At 60.8% G+C, this 15,065-nt stretch carries 16 protein-coding genes and 1 riboswitch; of the genes, 9 read left to right on the forward strand and 7 right to left on the reverse strand.

The features are described 5' to 3' along the window. Positions 1–92: 92 nt before the first annotated feature. Complete coding sequence (locus ASB65_RS05650; RefSeq protein WP_060723278.1) at positions 93–2,360, reverse strand: OmpA family protein; 2,268 nt, start codon at positions 2,358–2,360, stop codon at positions 93–95. 341 nt (positions 2,361–2,701) lie between these two features. On the opposite strand from ASB65_RS05650, the gene ASB65_RS05660 reads away from it, so the two are divergent. From ASB65_RS05660 to ASB65_RS05680, 5 genes are all read left to right on the forward strand, one after another. Next, on the forward strand, positions 2,702–3,475 hold the full coding sequence (locus ASB65_RS05660) for an ABC transporter substrate-binding protein (RefSeq protein ID WP_003507867.1): 774 nt from the start codon (positions 2,702–2,704) through the stop codon (positions 3,473–3,475). A 112-nt stretch (positions 3,476–3,587) separates the two neighbouring features. After that, a complete protein-coding gene (locus ASB65_RS05665) occupies positions 3,588–4,391 on the forward strand; it encodes an ABC transporter permease (protein ID WP_003507866.1) in 804 nt (267 codons plus the stop codon). After that, complete coding sequence (locus ASB65_RS05670) at positions 4,388–5,218, forward strand: ABC transporter permease (protein ID WP_060723279.1); 831 nt, start codon at positions 4,388–4,390, stop codon at positions 5,216–5,218. The genes ASB65_RS05665 and ASB65_RS05670 overlap by 4 nt, the downstream gene beginning before the upstream one ends. A gap of 169 nt (positions 5,219–5,387) precedes the next feature. Beyond that, positions 5,388–5,654, forward strand: a complete 267-nt coding sequence (locus ASB65_RS05675; protein ID WP_060723297.1) for an usg protein — start codon at positions 5,388–5,390, stop codon at positions 5,652–5,654. Positions 5,655–5,738: 84 nt separating this feature from the next. Further along, on the forward strand, positions 5,739–6,563 hold the full coding sequence (locus ASB65_RS05680; RefSeq protein ID WP_060723280.1) for a class I SAM-dependent DNA methyltransferase: 825 nt from the start codon (positions 5,739–5,741) through the stop codon (positions 6,561–6,563). Between the two features lie 172 nt (positions 6,564–6,735). Here ASB65_RS05680 and ASB65_RS05685 read toward each other — a convergent pair whose 3' ends face one another. From ASB65_RS05685 to ASB65_RS05700, 4 genes are all read right to left on the reverse strand, one after another. Next, positions 6,736–7,701, reverse strand: coding sequence for an aliphatic sulfonate ABC transporter substrate-binding protein (locus ASB65_RS05685; RefSeq protein ID WP_060723281.1), 966 nt, complete (start codon positions 7,699–7,701; stop codon positions 6,736–6,738). A gap of 277 nt (positions 7,702–7,978) precedes the next feature. After that, on the reverse strand, positions 7,979–8,467 hold the full coding sequence (locus tag ASB65_RS05690) for an Lrp/AsnC family transcriptional regulator (protein WP_003507846.1): 489 nt from the start codon (positions 8,465–8,467) through the stop codon (positions 7,979–7,981). A 70-nt stretch (positions 8,468–8,537) separates the two neighbouring features. Beyond that, complete coding sequence (locus ASB65_RS05695; RefSeq protein WP_003507845.1) at positions 8,538–9,182, reverse strand: uracil-DNA glycosylase family protein; 645 nt, start codon at positions 9,180–9,182, stop codon at positions 8,538–8,540. Further along, entirely contained in the window at positions 9,175–9,768 is a 594-nt protein-coding gene (locus ASB65_RS05700; protein ID WP_060723282.1) for a thermonuclease family protein, read from the reverse strand. Before ASB65_RS05700 ends, ASB65_RS05695 begins: the two co-directional genes overlap by 8 nt. A gap of 107 nt (positions 9,769–9,875) precedes the next feature. Between ASB65_RS05700 and pdhS2 the strand changes: the two genes are divergently transcribed. Further along, the gene (gene pdhS2, locus ASB65_RS05705; protein WP_060723283.1) at positions 9,876–11,411 is read left to right on the forward strand and encodes a two-component system sensor histidine kinase PdhS2; all 1,536 of its coding nucleotides are present in this window, start codon (positions 9,876–9,878) and stop codon (positions 11,409–11,411) included. 39 nt (positions 11,412–11,450) lie between these two features. Here pdhS2 and ASB65_RS05710 read toward each other — a convergent pair whose 3' ends face one another. Beyond that, positions 11,451–11,855: a diacylglycerol kinase gene (locus ASB65_RS05710; RefSeq protein ID WP_003507839.1), complete on the reverse strand. Its 405-nt coding sequence runs from the start codon at positions 11,853–11,855 to the stop codon at positions 11,451–11,453. 8 nt (positions 11,856–11,863) lie between these two features. After that, entirely contained in the window at positions 11,864–12,898 is a 1,035-nt protein-coding gene (gene cobT / locus ASB65_RS05715) for a nicotinate-nucleotide--dimethylbenzimidazole phosphoribosyltransferase (protein WP_020012887.1), read from the reverse strand. 152 nt (positions 12,899–13,050) lie between these two features. Between cobT and ASB65_RS05720 the strand changes: the two genes are divergently transcribed. From ASB65_RS05720 to ASB65_RS05730, 3 genes are read left to right on the forward strand one after another with little or no spacing between them, the layout of a single operon-like run. Then, complete coding sequence (locus tag ASB65_RS05720; RefSeq protein WP_080868554.1) at positions 13,051–13,836, forward strand: adenosylcobinamide-GDP ribazoletransferase; 786 nt, start codon at positions 13,051–13,053, stop codon at positions 13,834–13,836. A gap of 19 nt (positions 13,837–13,855) precedes the next feature. Then, positions 13,856–14,047, forward strand: coding sequence for a DUF1289 domain-containing protein (locus ASB65_RS05725; RefSeq protein WP_003507833.1), 192 nt, complete (start codon positions 13,856–13,858; stop codon positions 14,045–14,047). Further along, entirely contained in the window at positions 14,044–14,751 is a 708-nt protein-coding gene (locus ASB65_RS05730; protein ID WP_060723285.1) for a TIGR02281 family clan AA aspartic protease, read from the forward strand. Before ASB65_RS05725 ends, ASB65_RS05730 begins: the two co-directional genes overlap by 4 nt. A gap of 159 nt (positions 14,752–14,910) precedes the next feature. After that, a riboswitch (FMN riboswitch) is annotated at positions 14,911–15,061 on the forward strand. Positions 15,062–15,065 lie beyond the last annotated feature (4 nt).

A 15,065-nucleotide genomic window follows, 5' to 3' on the forward strand; every position in this document is an offset into this window, starting at 1 on the left:
ACGGTGTGAAAGCAGAAGGCCTCGCAACCAACAAAAAAGGCCCGGAAAGCTTGCGCTTTCCGGGCCTTTTTCTTTTCAGTTCCTGAACCTGATCAGTTCTGGGCGACCGGCTTCACCAGCGGCGTCACGCGGCGGATGGTGACGCGGCGGTTCTGCTGTTCCGGGCCAAGTGTCTGAACCTTCAGGTAACGCTCGCCATAGCCTTGAGTCGCGAGGTTTTCCGGCGGAATACCGTAAACATCGGTCAGCACATTGGCGACGGAAGCGGCGCGCTCGTCCGAGAGAACGAGGTTGCTTTCATCCGAACCGACGGCATCGGTATGGCCTTCGATCAGGAAGGTTTCCCCCGGGTTCCTGTTGAGCGCCTTGTTGATGGCATCAGCCACCTTGCGCAGGGAGCGTGCCTGCGCCATCGGAATTTCCGCGCTGCCTGTGGCGAAGGTAATCGTATCGAGGTCGATACGGCGCACCTTGTCGCGGATACGGGCCGAATAACGCACTTCATCCAGCGAATAGACCCGCTCCACCGGTTCGACGGGCGGCTGTTCCAGGAAGCGATAATAATCGCGGTCCGGATCGCTCGACGTGTCGATGATGTAATCGGTCACGGGAATGCGCAGGCGCATCGGTGGCAGGTCGAGGCCGGGATCGCGATAGACATAATCACGGTCCGGATCTTCCATCAGCTCCGGTGCATAGAACAGCACATATTCGCGGCCGCGATCGTCGATGCGCGAGCGCTGGATCACGTCGCCATAACGGTTGCGGATCGTAACCACCTGCGTTCCATCGCGGCGCTCCACGGTTTCGCGGACACGGCCGCCGCCCAAGCGCTCGTAGTAGGGCTCACCACCATCGCGGATGAAGCGCTGGTTATCATCGCCGCGCACCACGACACGGTCGCCGAATTGCAGGATGATCGGCGCATCGCCGTCACGATCCCGATCGCGCGGGCGGCCTTCGCGCGGCTGCCATTCGCGCACACCTTCCGGCCGCTCATATTGCGGACGACGATCGACACGTTCGCCCTGCTGGGAGGTGATCGCCTCCATCTTGACGGGCGGTGGCGGAGCCTTGCCTTCGGCGGCGCCGGCGCGCTGCGCTTCGGCGTCCGATGTCGGAACCTTCACGTCGCCGGCCTGCTCGCGTTCACGACGGCGCTCCTCGCGGGTCTGGCGGTTGCCGGAGCGTTCCACTTCCTTGTCGCTGTCGAGAACGGCGGCACCCTTGTCGACCGGCAGAATGACGGTATCGGCGGTCTTGGACGGGTCCTTGGCAATGGCCTTGGCCTTGTCCAGCTCTTCCTTCGTCATCGGCGGCGCTTCCGTCTGCGGAACAGCGACCTGATTGGGCACGGGTTCGCCGGCCGGCGCCTGTCCGGTCGTCGTACCGCTCGGCGGCGGAGGCGTCGGCGCGCCTGGCAGCGGGGCTGCAGGTTCAGTTCTACCCTGGCCCTCTACCGGCGGCTGTTCGGAAGGCTGACGACCCGGTGCGGGATTGGGCTGGGCCTCGGGCGCCGGCGGACGTGCGGGCGTCGGGGCTTCGGTCGGAACCGGTGCTTCCTTCACTGCCGGCTCCGGGGCGGCAGGCTTTTTCTCCGGAACGGCTTTTTCAGCCGGTTCGGCTTTCTGTTCCGGGGCCTTTTCCTCTACCTGCGGCTTTTTGGAAGGCGCCGGCTCGCGAGGCTTGGCCGGCTGCTCGGCATTTTCAGGGCGTGCTGCGGGCTCCTGTTCGGCTGCAGGTTCTTTCGCGCGCTCCTTACGGGGACGCTGCTGCTCACCCTCACCTGCGGGCTGCTCGGCCCGTTCGGGCTTGCGCGGACGTTCCTTCGGCTGCTCCTCGGCAGGTGCGGCTTCGGGTGCCGCCTCGCGCTGGCGTGCCGGGCGCTGTTCGCCCCCGCCCTGCGGCTCCTGTGCGCGTTCTGGGTTGCGGGGGCGCTCCTGCGGCTGTTCGGCCGGCACGGGCTCCGGGCGGGCCCCGCGCTGCTGCTGCGGGTCCCGCTGGGGGTCGGGCTGCGGCTCACGCTGGGGGTCCCTCTGCGGCTCGGGGCGCGGTTCGGCGGGCGCGGCTTCGCGTTTGGGCTCCGGCTCACGCGGCGGCTCCTGTGCACGCTCCTGGCGTTGCGGCTCGGCCTGCGGCTGCGCCTCTTCGGCCTGCTTGCGCCGCTTGCGCAGTTCTTCTTCCGGGTTCGGCTCTTCCGGCTGTGCCTGCGCCAGAATCACCTGACCGGTCGTCGCCTGTCCGGGAAGCGCCTGCGCCCGCGCGGCACCGGCAAAACCGGCCGCGGCCGGCTCCACCGCAATCGCCAGCGACATGAGGGGGAAAACCACCCCCGTCAGCAATGTGTTCTTCTTCAGCATCGGTGTTTCCTCATCTGCCATTATTGGTCGCCAGTCTTGCGACATCGTGATTCCGGCTGCGCGTGCAGGCGCTGGTCAACGCCCGGCACACACTTCGGTTCCCATGATGAACAAAGCGTTCTGTACCGGAAATGAACAGATCAAGGCCTTTTCGTGGAGGCTCTGCGGCACAAACGCGATGGCTAATATTGCAGTTGCATTTTTTGACCAACCGGATGAATAATTGCATCCGCGCTGAAGGCCACAGGCGGTATCCTCCGTCCTGCCGCGCCCAGCGCCCATGGCGTCCGCACTGAAAACAACAACAGACTGCGGATGAACGACCAAAAGAGAGGATCGAAATGCCTATTTCCACCCGTCTGCTCGCAGCCGTATCGATTGCCGCCATCTCGCTGTTGTCGGGCGCAGCCCTCGCGCAGGACAAGATCGTCATCGGCACCGAAGGCGCCTATCCGCCCTTCAACAATCTCGAAGCCGACGGCACGCTGACCGGCTTCGACATCGACATCGCCAAGGCGCTGTGCGAACAAATGAAGGCCGAGTGCACCTTCGTCACCAATGACTGGGACGGCATCATCCCCGCCCTGCAGGCCAAGAAGTTCGACGCCATCATCGCGTCCATGTCGATCACGCCGGAACGTCTCCAGAAGGTCGACTTCTCCAAGAAATATTACAACACCCCGCCGGCTATCGCCGTACCGAAGGATTCGCCGATCAAGTCCCTCGATGATCTCAAGGGCAAGTCGCTCGGCGCGCAGGGTTCCACCACCCACTCCAACTATGCCGAAAAGCATTTCCCGGATGCCGACGTGAAGATGTATCCGACCGCCGACGAATATAAGCTCGACATCGCCAATGGCCGCATCGACGCCGTCATCGACGACATCGTCGTGCTTTCGGAATGGCTGAAGACGGATGCCGGCGCCTGCTGCAAGATCCTGACGCCGCTCAAGGTCGACGTCGAGATCAACGGCAATGGCGCGGGCGTTGCCGTGCGCAAGGGTGACACGGCGCTCGCCGACAAGTTCACCGCCGCCATCGCCGGCATCCGCGCCAGCGGCAAGTATCAGGAGATCAACAAAAAATACTTCGATTTCGACGTTTACGGCGAGTAAGCCTGTTCGATCTGTTGAAATCTCGTGGCGGAAGGCTTGCCCTTCCGCCATTTTTGTTTGAAAACGTCACGATAACAATCACGGCGGCTTAAGACCGCAGGGGAAAACTGGCATGAGCGGAGCATTTTCCGCCATAGGTGCGTTCTGGACCTATGTCTCGACACTTCTCGATCCCTTCTGCGGGCCGGTCGGTCTCTTCTCGCTTTTCGGAAACGGCACCCTGGTCGCCTGCGGCGATGCTGGCTGGGGCGATGAGATCGCTTTCGGCGTCAAGGTCACGATCTCGCTGGCGCTTGCCACCCTGCCCGTCGGACTGCTGATCGGTTTTCTCATCGCGCTCGCTGCACAATCGGAAGAAAAATCGCTGCGGCTGGCGACCGGTATCTACACCACCATCTTCCGAGGTCTGCCGGAACTCCTGACGCTCTTCATCGTCTATTACGGCATCCAGATGCTGCTGCAATCGGTGGCCGGTTATATCGGCATCACCGGCCCGGTCGAGATCAACGCTTTCGTGGCGGGCATGGTGGCGCTGTCGGTGGTGTTCTCGTCCTATGCTTCCGAAGTGTTGCTCTCCGCCTTCAAGGCCATACCCAGGGGGCAATATGAGGCAGGTGCCGCACTTGGTCTTTCGCGGGGCCGCACCATGGTGCTCATCATCATTCCGCAACTCGTCCGCATCGCCCTGCCCGGCATGACCAATCTCTGGGTCATCCTCCTGAAAGACACGTCCTACGTCTCGATCATCGGCCTTGCCGATATCATCCGCCAGACCGGCATCGCCGCCCGCGTCAGCAAGGAAGCCTTCTTCTTTTACAGCATCGCCTGCCTGCTCTATCTCATTCTCGCGCTGCTTTCGTCCATCGGCATCGGTTTCATCGATCGCTGGTCGCGCAAGTCGGAGGTAAGCCGATGAGCCATGTTCAGGAACTCATTCCCGCGCGCCCTGCCCCGGCGGTAGCGGACAAGCCGCTCAATATTTCCCGCATCGTCGGCATCGCCGTCATCACGCTCTGGCTGCTGCTCGCCGCCGGGCTGATCTTCGCCATGATCGAAGGCTGGGACTGGGATAAATTCGGGCGTTACGGGCCGCGTTACATCGATGGTCTCATCACCACCATCACGCTGGTCGGCAGCTCGATCATTCTCGGCGCCATTCTTTCCGTGCCGATCGCCTTCGGCCGCATGTCGGAAAACCGCGTCATCGGCGCACTCGCCTATGCCTATGTCTATGTCTTTCGCAGCACACCGCTTCTGGCGCAGCTTTTCCTGATCTATTACGGCCTCGGCAGCTTCCGCCAGGGGCTGGAGACCGTCGGCCTGTGGTGGTTCTTCCGCGAGGCCTGGTATTGCGGCCTCCTGTCGCTCACTCTCAACACCGCCGCCTATCAGGCCGAAATCCTGCGCGGCGCGATCCGCAGCGTGCCGCGCGGCCAGCACGAGGGGGCCGCCTCGCTCGGCCTGTCGAAACTCGTCACCTTCCGCAAGGTCATCCTGCCGCAGGCGCTCATCGTCGCGCTGCGTCCCTATGGCAACGAGATCATCCTGATGATCAAGGGTTCGGCGGTGGTCTCCATCGTCACGGTCTTCGACCTGATGGGGCAGACGCGTTACGCCTTTTCCCGCACCTTCGATTATCAGGCCTATCTCTGGGCGGCGATCTTCTACCTGACGATCGTCGAAACGCTGAGACATGTCTGGGCATGGCTGGAGGCCCGCCTGACGCGCCATCTCAAGCGCTAAGCGGAAAAGTTGGCAGCACTCATCAAGGAAGGCTGCTAACATTTTGAAAAATATAACTATTTTATGACAATCCATGTCCCTGGCAAGCTTGGATTAACCATGTCGTGTTCCCATATTCGATACAGCGGCAATGCTGTGATCGGCAATCATGGAAACGGGAACCGCCGTCATGAACAAGGACATGGAAATGATGCTGAGAGGCTACGGCCTCACCACCGCCCAGATTTTTTATCGCCTGCCGGACCATCCGCTGGTTCTCCAGACCTATGTCTGGCAGGACTATGATCTGGCCCCTGATTTCCCCGAAATGCACGGCTTCCTCAAATTCTGGCAGGAAAAGCTCGACGGGCCTTTGCACTCCGTCCGCTACGTGCACCGGCAGGTGATCTCGGCGCAGGAATGGCGCGCGCTCAAAGGGGAGTTCATCCTCCACTGAGCCATCGCGCCACATAAACATTGCGCCCGCCTCCGATGCGGCTTACAGCAAACTTCAACTGAAGACGCTGACGGATAAGGCACGATGACGAAGAACCAGAAAATCGACGAAGAGGCGCTTGCCGAGGCCTATAACCGCGCACTCGCGCTTGAAAAATCAGGCGATGTGGATGCGGCGGTGAAGGCCTATGAGGAAGTTCTCGCCATCGATCCGGACGATCACGGCGGCGCGGCCGTTCGCATCGCCGCCATGGGCCGGGGCGAACAGCCATCGAAAGCACCTGATGCCTATGTCGAAACCCTGTTCGACCAGCATGCCGAAGCCTTCGAGGATATTCTTGTCGAGCAGCTCGGTTACGCCGTGCCGATGATGGTGCGCCAGCGGCTGCAGACCCTCAACCTCGGCCCCTTCAAGCGCCTGCTCGATCTCGGCTGCGGCACCGGCCTCACCGGCGAAGCGCTGCGCGATATGGCCGACGATATCACCGGCATTGATATTTCCGAAAACATGGTCGAGATCGCCCATGAGAAGGACCTTTACGAGACGCTCTATGTCGCCGAAGCAGAGGATTTTCTCGAGGATAATGACGACGAGCCCTTCGACATCATTACCGCAACCGACGTGCTGCCCTATCTCGGCGCGCTGGAGCCACTGTTTTTCGGCGCTGCCGAAAACCTCAATGCCGGCGGCCTGCTGATCTTCTCGTCGGAAACTCTGCCCGAAGCGACGCTCGCCGGACGCCCCTATATGGTCGGCCCGCACCAGCGTTTCGCCCATGCGGAAACTTATGTCCGCGAAAGACTGGCCGCGACCGGTTTCGAGGTTCTCGAAGTGACCGACATCAACGTGCGCATGCAGGACGGCAATCCGACGCCCGGTCATCTGGTGATTGCGAAGCTCAAGGGCTGATGCGACATCGGAGGCTTATGCCCCCGACATCTCGGCACCTTTCTTCTCCCCGGCGGGGAGAAGAAACAAGCGGCACGCGCTCGCCCTATATATGGCGAACACGGCTCCTGCCTGAATCAAGCTCTCAGCAACATCCGCCAGCGGGTTGAAGAGGCTCAACTTTCCCGCCCTCTCAACTCGCCTTCGGACGCCAGACGATATCCGCCACCTTGAGTTTCTTCGGCACGATCTTCAGATCATAGAATTCGTCTGCAAGTGCCTGCTGATAGGCAATGGCTTCATCCGGAACCAGCGAGACCCGTCCGAGATCGGCTCCCGGCCGTGTCAGCGAGACCTTGGTGACATCCTCGGGAACGCCGGTGATCGACGCCAGCGATTTTGCCGTTGCATCGATATTGGCCTGCGCCTTCGCACCCACATTCGCCAGTTCCTTGAGGATCAGCGGCACGAGATCGGGATTGCTCTCCACGAAATCGCCATTGGCGAGGAAGTAACTCCACGGATCGACGATGCCCTCGGCGGTCGAAAGAACCCGCGTCGTCGGCTCTTTTTCCGCCACGGCGAAATAAGGATCCCAGATCGACCAGGCATCAATGCTGCCGCTGCGGAAGGCGGCGGCCGCATCCGGCGGCGCAAGATCGACTGGGGTAATGTCGTTCAAGGTCAATCCCGCCTTTCGCAGCGCCTTGACGGTGACATTATGGGCGCTGGAGCCGCGCTTGAAGGCGACCTTCCTGCCTTTCAGGTCTTCCAGCGTCTTCAGCGGTGAATCCTTCTGCACGAGGATGGCCGATCCGCCGGCCGCCGCCTTGTAGGTGCCGACATAACGAAGATTGCCGCCGGCGGCCTGTGCGAAAAGCGGCGGCACATCGCCAGTCGGGCCAATATCAAGCGCGCCTGCGCCAAGCGCTTCGAGAAGCGGCGGTCCGGAGGAGAATTCCGACCACCTGACCTCGATGCCGCGATCTTTCAGCAGCGCTTCGAGCGCGCCCTGGCTTTTCGCAAGCGCTATCACGCCATTCTTCTGCCAGCCAATCCGCAATGTGGTGGTTGCGGCGCTTGCCCGCCGGATATGCGGCAGAAACGCCGCCCCGGTCGCACCTGCAATCAGTCCCAATGTTCCGCGTCGTGTGAGCATATGGATATCCCTCGCTATTCCATCCTTCGACAGTAAAAGCGTAGATATTCGAGAGATTTTATCAAAATCCCAGTTTGCGCGTAGACAGCGCCGAGAGAATTGAATGTGCGAATTTGCCGTTATGGGCGGAATAAGATTGTCGTGGCCGGGCGGCCGCTATCGGATGGCCCTTCCGGCAGGATCAACCCCTGGCAGGGCAGGAAAGGCAACCCGCCAATAAAAATGCCCTCCCCGGCAGCCGGAAAGGGCATTGATCAAAAACCCAGCCAGCGGCGGATCACTCCTCGCCGGATTTCGGATTATCCAGCAGCATGTAATCGAGCGGCAGTTCGGTCGTATATTTGATCTGCTCCATCGCAAACGCGGAGGACACGTCGCGAATTTCGATCTTGGCGATCATGCGCTTGTAGAAAGCGTCATAGGCCGCAATGTCAGGCACGACGACCCGCAGCAGGTAATCGACGTCACCGCTCATGCGATAAAATTCGACGACTTCCGGAAACTCGGAAACCACCTCGGAGAAGCGCTTCAGCCATTCGATGGAATGGGAAGCGGTGCGGATGGAAACGAAAACCGTGACCTTGGTGTTGACCTTGACCGGATCGAGCAGCGCCACGCGCCGGCGGATGACGCCGTCTTCTTCCATCTTCTGAATACGCCGCCAACAGGGCGTCGTGGAAAGGCCGACCTTTTTCGCCAGATCGGCAACGGCCAGCGTGGAATCCTCTTGCAGAATGCGCAAAATCTTACGGTCTAGGCGATCCAATGCGTCTACCCTCCTGAATTAATTTCCTTTCAATACACTAATTTTCGCAGAAAAACAGAAAATTGTTTCACTAAAGCCGCATTTCCACATGTTGTCGCAGAACCGGCAGCAGCTCCTCCGCGAACCATGGGTTCTTTTTTAGCCAGCCGGTGTTGCGCCAGCTCGGATGCGGCAGGGGAAAAATGCCGGGACCGGAATTGGCATGGAGATAGCTGCGCCAGTTTTGCACCGTTTCGGTCATGGTTTTGCGCCGCCTTTCACCCAGGTGAAAAGCCTGTGCATATTGGCCGATGGCGAGGATCAGCTCCACCTGCGGCATTGCCACCATTACCCGCTCGCGCCAGTGCGGCGCACATTCGCGCCGGGGCGGCAGGTCGCTGCCTTTGTCGTCATAACCGGGAAAACAGAAGCCCATGGGCACGATGGCGAAACGATCCGGGTCATAGAATGTCTCCCGATCGACGTTCAGCCACTGGCGCAGCCTGTCACCCGAGGCATCGTTGAAGGGCAACCCCGTTTCGTGCACACGAAGCCCCGGCGCCTGCCCGGCAATCAGGATACGCGCCTTGGTCGACATGACGACCACCGGCCGGGGTTCGTGCGGCAGGCGATCAGCCATTCCGTTGAGCGGCATATCGCGACAGAGACGACAGCGGGCGATTTCGCCGCGCAACCCGTCCAGCCCATCATCACGCACCAGCGCTAGCTCAACCATGGTCCCATCCCAGAAGATGGCGGATAATGGTGAGGAAACCCGCCGGCGGCGTTTCCAGATCCGCGGCACGGTGTTCCCGCCGCCATTGCGATGGTTTCTCGAATTCTCCCGCCCAGATGCCGCGCGCCTCCCTGCGCGCCGCCGACTGCTCGCTTGAGAACTGGAAATAACCTGATGCGACCGCAAAACCCGCCGACACCATTTCCGATGAGACATCCCTGCCGTCTGCGGAACAATAGACGAGCAGCCGCCCGTAACGGTCTCTGGAACTGCCGGAACAGGAAAAATCCGCCGGCCGGGCCAGCCGTTGCAGGACACGGCGCGCCTCCTCGCCGCACGGCCAGTTTTCGCTGCCGCGCAGACATGTCTGGGCAAGCTCCGGCGCATCGATACCGAGCAGCCGGAAACGTTCCTCACCCTTTGACAGCGTGTCGCCATCGATCACGAAGAAGCGGCCGCTATAGGTTTCGCTGTTGATCTGATCGAGCTTGGCCGCGATCAGAATACCGAGAAAAACCGTGGCGAGAAAAAGCCCGCCATCGCGAAATGCCGAAAAACGCCTGCTTTTGCCTCCATTTCGTCTCATGTAACAACAAACCCTTGTCAGAAATGGCAAACAAATCCTTTAACGGCAGCATCTTCTTAAGATTTTGCGCGTAGTCTGCAAGGGTTCATGTCACCCGCGTTGTAACAATGAGTAAAAGCGTCAGCACTTCCACCGACAAGATCATCGTCGACCGCTCGAAAAAACACCGCAACAAGGCGGTTTTCGACACGGTGAAGACGACGCGTGAACGCCTGCAACAGGGTGCTGGCGGAACCGAAGCCTATGAACGCGAAATGCTGACCATGCACATCGCCGAGACCCTTCAGGGCGCGATGTTCATGCCGCTTTTCATCGTGCTCGCCTCCGTCATCGGTCTTTATATCACCCGCGACATCGGGCTGATCATCTGGTCGCTGATTGCGCTCAGCTTCCACGCCATCGCTCTGGTGCTGGCCAAGAAAGCGGCGAAACAGGAGATCACCGCCGAAAACCTCCAGCACTGGAAAAATCTGTTCCTCGGCATGCAGATCCTCATCGGCTGCGCATGGGCCATGTTCGCACTGGCCGAACCGGTGCGCAACGACCCGACGCTTGTTCTCTTCTTCAAGGGCGCAACGCTGCTGATCGCGCTTTCGCTGACCGCCATGGCCAATTTCATGCTGCGGCGGGCGACTTTCATGACATTCCTGCCGGTTATGGCGGCGCTGTGCGTCACCTCGGCCATCTCTCGTGATCCATTCGATGTCGGCCTTGCATTGATGTTCGGCATGGCGATCCTCTTTTGTCATCGCATCACCAGCCGGCTCTACCAGACCAGCGTCAAGCTCCTGTCGTCCCAGACGGAAAAGGACGACCTTATCGCCGAGCTCGAAGTCGCCAACTCGGTTTCGGATGAGGCGCGACGCCGCGCCGAAGAGGCCAATCTGGCCAAATCACGTTTTCTCGCTTCCATGTCGCATGAGCTGCGCACCCCGCTCAACGCCATTCTCGGCTTCTCCGAGGTCATGGCGTCAGAAGTGCTCGGCCCGCTCAACAACCCGCTCTACAAGGAATATTCCGGCGATATCCACCGCTCCGGCCAGCACCTGCTCGATCTCATCAACGAAATCCTCGACCTGTCGCGCATCGAGGCCGGTCGCTATGATCTCAATGAGGAATCCATCTCGATGCTGGAAATCGCCGAGGATTGCATCGGCATGATCCAGCTTCGCGCCCGCGCCAAGAATATCAGGATTTCCCAGAAGTTCGAAAACAGCCTGCCGCAGGTCTGGGCTGACGAAAAATCGATCCGCCAGGTCATTCTCAACCTTCTCTCAAATGCCGTGAAATTCACGCCGCAGGGCGGTGAAATCCTTGTGAAAGCCGGCTGGACGGCGGGCGGTGGCCAATATGTGTCGATCAGGGATAATGGCCCCGGCATACCCGAAGATGAAATTCCCGTGGTGCTGTCGGCCTTCGGTCAGGGCTCGATCGCGATCAAGAGCGCCGAACAGGGAACCGGTCTTGGCCTGCCCATCGTTCAGGCCATTCTCGCCAAGCATGACGGCCAGTTCATCCTGAAATCGAAACTGCGCGAGGGCACCGAGGGCATAGCCATCCTGCCGGCAAAACGCGTGCTGCAGAGCCTGCCGGCCGTGGAGGAAACCCACGCCATCCAGCCGCGCCGGCGGTCCTTCGCCTGAAAACCCTGAGCATTAGCCAAAAAAGCGGAGGCGCTCCGCTTAGAGGAACAGCGTCGTCACCAGCGAATACAGCACGAAAAATCCGTTCGCCATCAACAGGCAGAAGACGGCAAAGGAACCGAGGTCCTTGGCATGCCGCCCGACCGAGGAGATTTCCGGCGAAATGCGATCCACCAGCTCTTCGATCGCGGTATTCAGCGCCTCTACTGAAAACAGCAACAGCATCAGCACCGTGAAGACGAGAAGATGCGCAAACGGCGCGCCCACGACCAGAAGCAGGGCGAGCCCGACGCCGAAGGCAAGAACCTCATGCCGGAACGCTGCTTCCTGCCACAGCCGGCCAAGCCCCTGCACGGAATAGCGGGCGGCGGCCAAAAGATGCCGCCAGCCTTTTTCCTTGCGAAAGACGGGTTCCGGTTGCTTCTTTTGCGGCGTCACGTCCATCTTCAGCCTCAATGATCGGTGCGGGAACTGATGCGGGTGTCCACACCCGCCGCTTCGAACGTCGCCATGCCGGAATGGCAGGCGGCAGCGGCCTTGACGATGCCGGCGGCAAGTGCTGCCCCCGTCCCTTCGCCAAGCCGCATGCCAAGCGCCAGCAGCGGCGTCTTGCCGAGCTTTTCAATGGCGGCCAGATGGCCGGGCTCGCCCGAGACATGGCCGATCAGGCAATGATCGAGCGCCGAAGGATTGGCGGCCTTGAGAAGAGCGGCAGCGGCCGTCGCCACATAACCGTCAATCAGCACGGGAATACGCTGCACGCGGGCGGCGAGGATGGCGCCGGCAATCGCCGCGATCTCGCGTCCGCCAAGACGGCGCATGATTTCCAGCGGATCGGACAGGTGGTCCTTGTGGAATTCCACGGCAGCTTTCACCGCCGCGATCTTGCGGGCCATGACCTCACCTTCCGAGCCGGTGCCCGGACCGGTCCACTCTTCTGCCGTGCCGCCATAAAGCGCGAGATTGATCGCCGCCGCAATGGTGGTGTTGCCGATGCCCATTTCGCCGACGCAGAGAAGATCGGTGCCGCCGGCAATCGCCTCCATACCGAAGGCCATGGTCGCGGCGCAGTCGCGCTCCGAGAGCGCAGGTTCGCAGGTAATGTCGCCGGTCGGGTAATCGAGCGCCAGATCGAAGATTTTCAGGCCAAGATCATTGGCGACACAGATCTGGTTGATCGCCGCACCGCCTGCCGCGAAATTTTCCACCATCTGCTGGGTCACGGATGTCGGATAAGGCGTAACGCCGTGCCGGGTAACACCGTGATTGCCGGCGAAGATCGCCACCAGCGGACGGGTGACGGCCGGAGAACGGCCGGACCAGGCAGCCAGCCACATGGCGATTTCTTCGAGACGTCCGAGCGAACCGGCAGGCTTGGTCAGCTGCGCATTGCGCTCCTTGGCCGCCACAAGCGCGTGCGTGTCCGGGCCGGGAAGCTCGCGCAGCAGCGCGCGGAAATCGTCGAAGGGCAATCCGCTCATGCTCATGATATCTGTCTTTCTCGTCGTCGGGTTGGCTGTCGCATCGGCTCATGCGTCCGGAACTTGTGTTTTCCGGCAAATCGGTCTTTGTTGCGCCTCTCATAATCGCGGATGCGCCGCGGAACAACCGGAAATGCAGCAACTGCAACGGAGAGAGCATGAAGGCCGGGGATTTTATAACAGATGTCATGCATTCCCTCGCCTTTCTGAGCCGCCTGCCCGTTCCCTCGCGTTTTTTTGATGATGCCGACAGTGTGTCGATGCGCCGCACTGCCCGCGCCTTTCCCGCCGCCGGTCTGCTGATCGCCCTGCCCGCCGCTTTCCTCGTTGTGGTTTTTGCGGCCTTCGACGCCTCTCCCCAGCTCACCGGCTGGCTTGTCATCGGCTTGACGGCGCTCGTGACAGGGGCGCTGCACGAAGACGGCCTGGCCGACATGGCCGACGGTTTCGGCAGCGGTAAGGACAAGGCGCGAATGCTTGAGATCATGAAGGACAGCCGCATCGGCAGTTATGGCGCCATCGCCATGATCCTGTCCTTTGCGCTCCGCGCCACCGCACTCGCCGCGCTCATTGAGACGCTGCCGGCAAAAACCGCCGCCGCCGCCCTGATCGCTGTGCTTGTCATGAGCCGCGCCCTGATGGTTTGGCACTGGCAGTCCCTGCCCGCCGCCAAAACCTCCGGCATCGCCGCCGGCGCCGGTCAGCCGGGCACAAGCGAGCGCAACATCGCGCTTGTGATCGGGTTGCTGCTTTTCATACTATTTACGCTGCACGCCCTGCCGCTCCTGTCGATTGCCCTTGTGCTGGCGGCAGCCTTTCTGGCGGCCATGCTTTTCGGCAGGCTCTGCGACAGGAAGATCGGCGGCCATACCGGCGACACCATCGGCGCCTGCCAGCAGATCACGGAGATCGTGATTCTTGTCGCCCTTGCCCTTGCAGCATGACGGCCTGATATAAATCATCATGGAAACACCCTGCATCCACATCTGTCGCCTCGATGAAACCAGCAGCCTCTGCATCGGCTGTGGGCGAATGCTGGATGAAATTGGCGGCTGGGCAGGGTATAGCGACGAGAAGCGCCGCGAGATCATGCGGTTGCTGCCGCAAAGACTGGCAAACCTGCCCAAGACCGCCAAGGAGACGCATACCGCATGAACAGGCTGACCATCGTTCTCCTTCTGCTGGCCATCGGCCTTGGCCTGTTGCTCATCAATCATGACGGTGGGCGAACGCTCGGCATCGATAATGATCAATTCGCCCATGTTCTCTATCTTCTGCCCATTGCCGCTCTCCTGTCCGCCGGCATATTGGCCGGAAGCCGCGGCAGTTTCGGCACCGTCATCCGCCAGCTCGCCGTCTGGCTGGTCATCATTCTCGGCCTCGTCTCGCTTTATCTCTATCGCTACGATCTGCAATCCTTCGGCGATCGACTGCTGGGCGGCCTGATACCCGGCCGCGCCGTGGTGGTCACCACATCGGGCGGCGAGCAGGAAATCGTGCTGCATAAATCGATGAGCGGCCATTTCGAGGCGAATGTCGGTCTCGAAGGCAAGACGATCCACATGCTGGTCGATACCGGCGCAAGCTCGGTGGTGCTCGCCAATGCAGATGCCGCCGCAATCGGCATCGACACCACAAACCTCCGCTATACCGTACCGGTCATGACTGCGAATGGCCGCACGGCGGCAGCTCCCGTCACCCTGTCGGAAATCAGCATTGGCCCGATCGTGCGGCGCAACATCCCGGCCCTCGTCGCCCAGGATGGCCAATTGGGCCAGAGCCTGCTCGGCATGAGCTTCCTGTCGACGCTCGGTTCGCTGCAGATGCAGACCGATGAACTGCGGCTGCGCGACCGGTAACCCCCTGCCCTTTGCGGTTCATTCTGCGGTTTTCCCGAGCCATTGGCCCCGGAAAGGAAATACCCCAATGCGACCGCAACGGGGATATTCTTTTCGCACATTGGGGCAATGGGCGGGCCATTGCCCCTTGATTCCTTCCCATTTGATAATTTATGTTGGCCTTGTTCTCAGGGCGGGGTGCAATTCCCCACCGGCGGTATCGGGATTTTTCCCGGAGCCCGCGAGCGCTTCCGGTCTCCAAAGCCGGAAGGTCAGCAGATCCGGTGAGAGGCCGGAGCCGACGGTATAGTCCGGATGGAAGAGGACAAGGCATA

Source organism: Agrobacterium tumefaciens str. B6, from assembly GCF_001541315.1.
Lineage (GTDB): Bacteria > Pseudomonadota > Alphaproteobacteria > Rhizobiales > Rhizobiaceae > Agrobacterium > Agrobacterium radiobacter.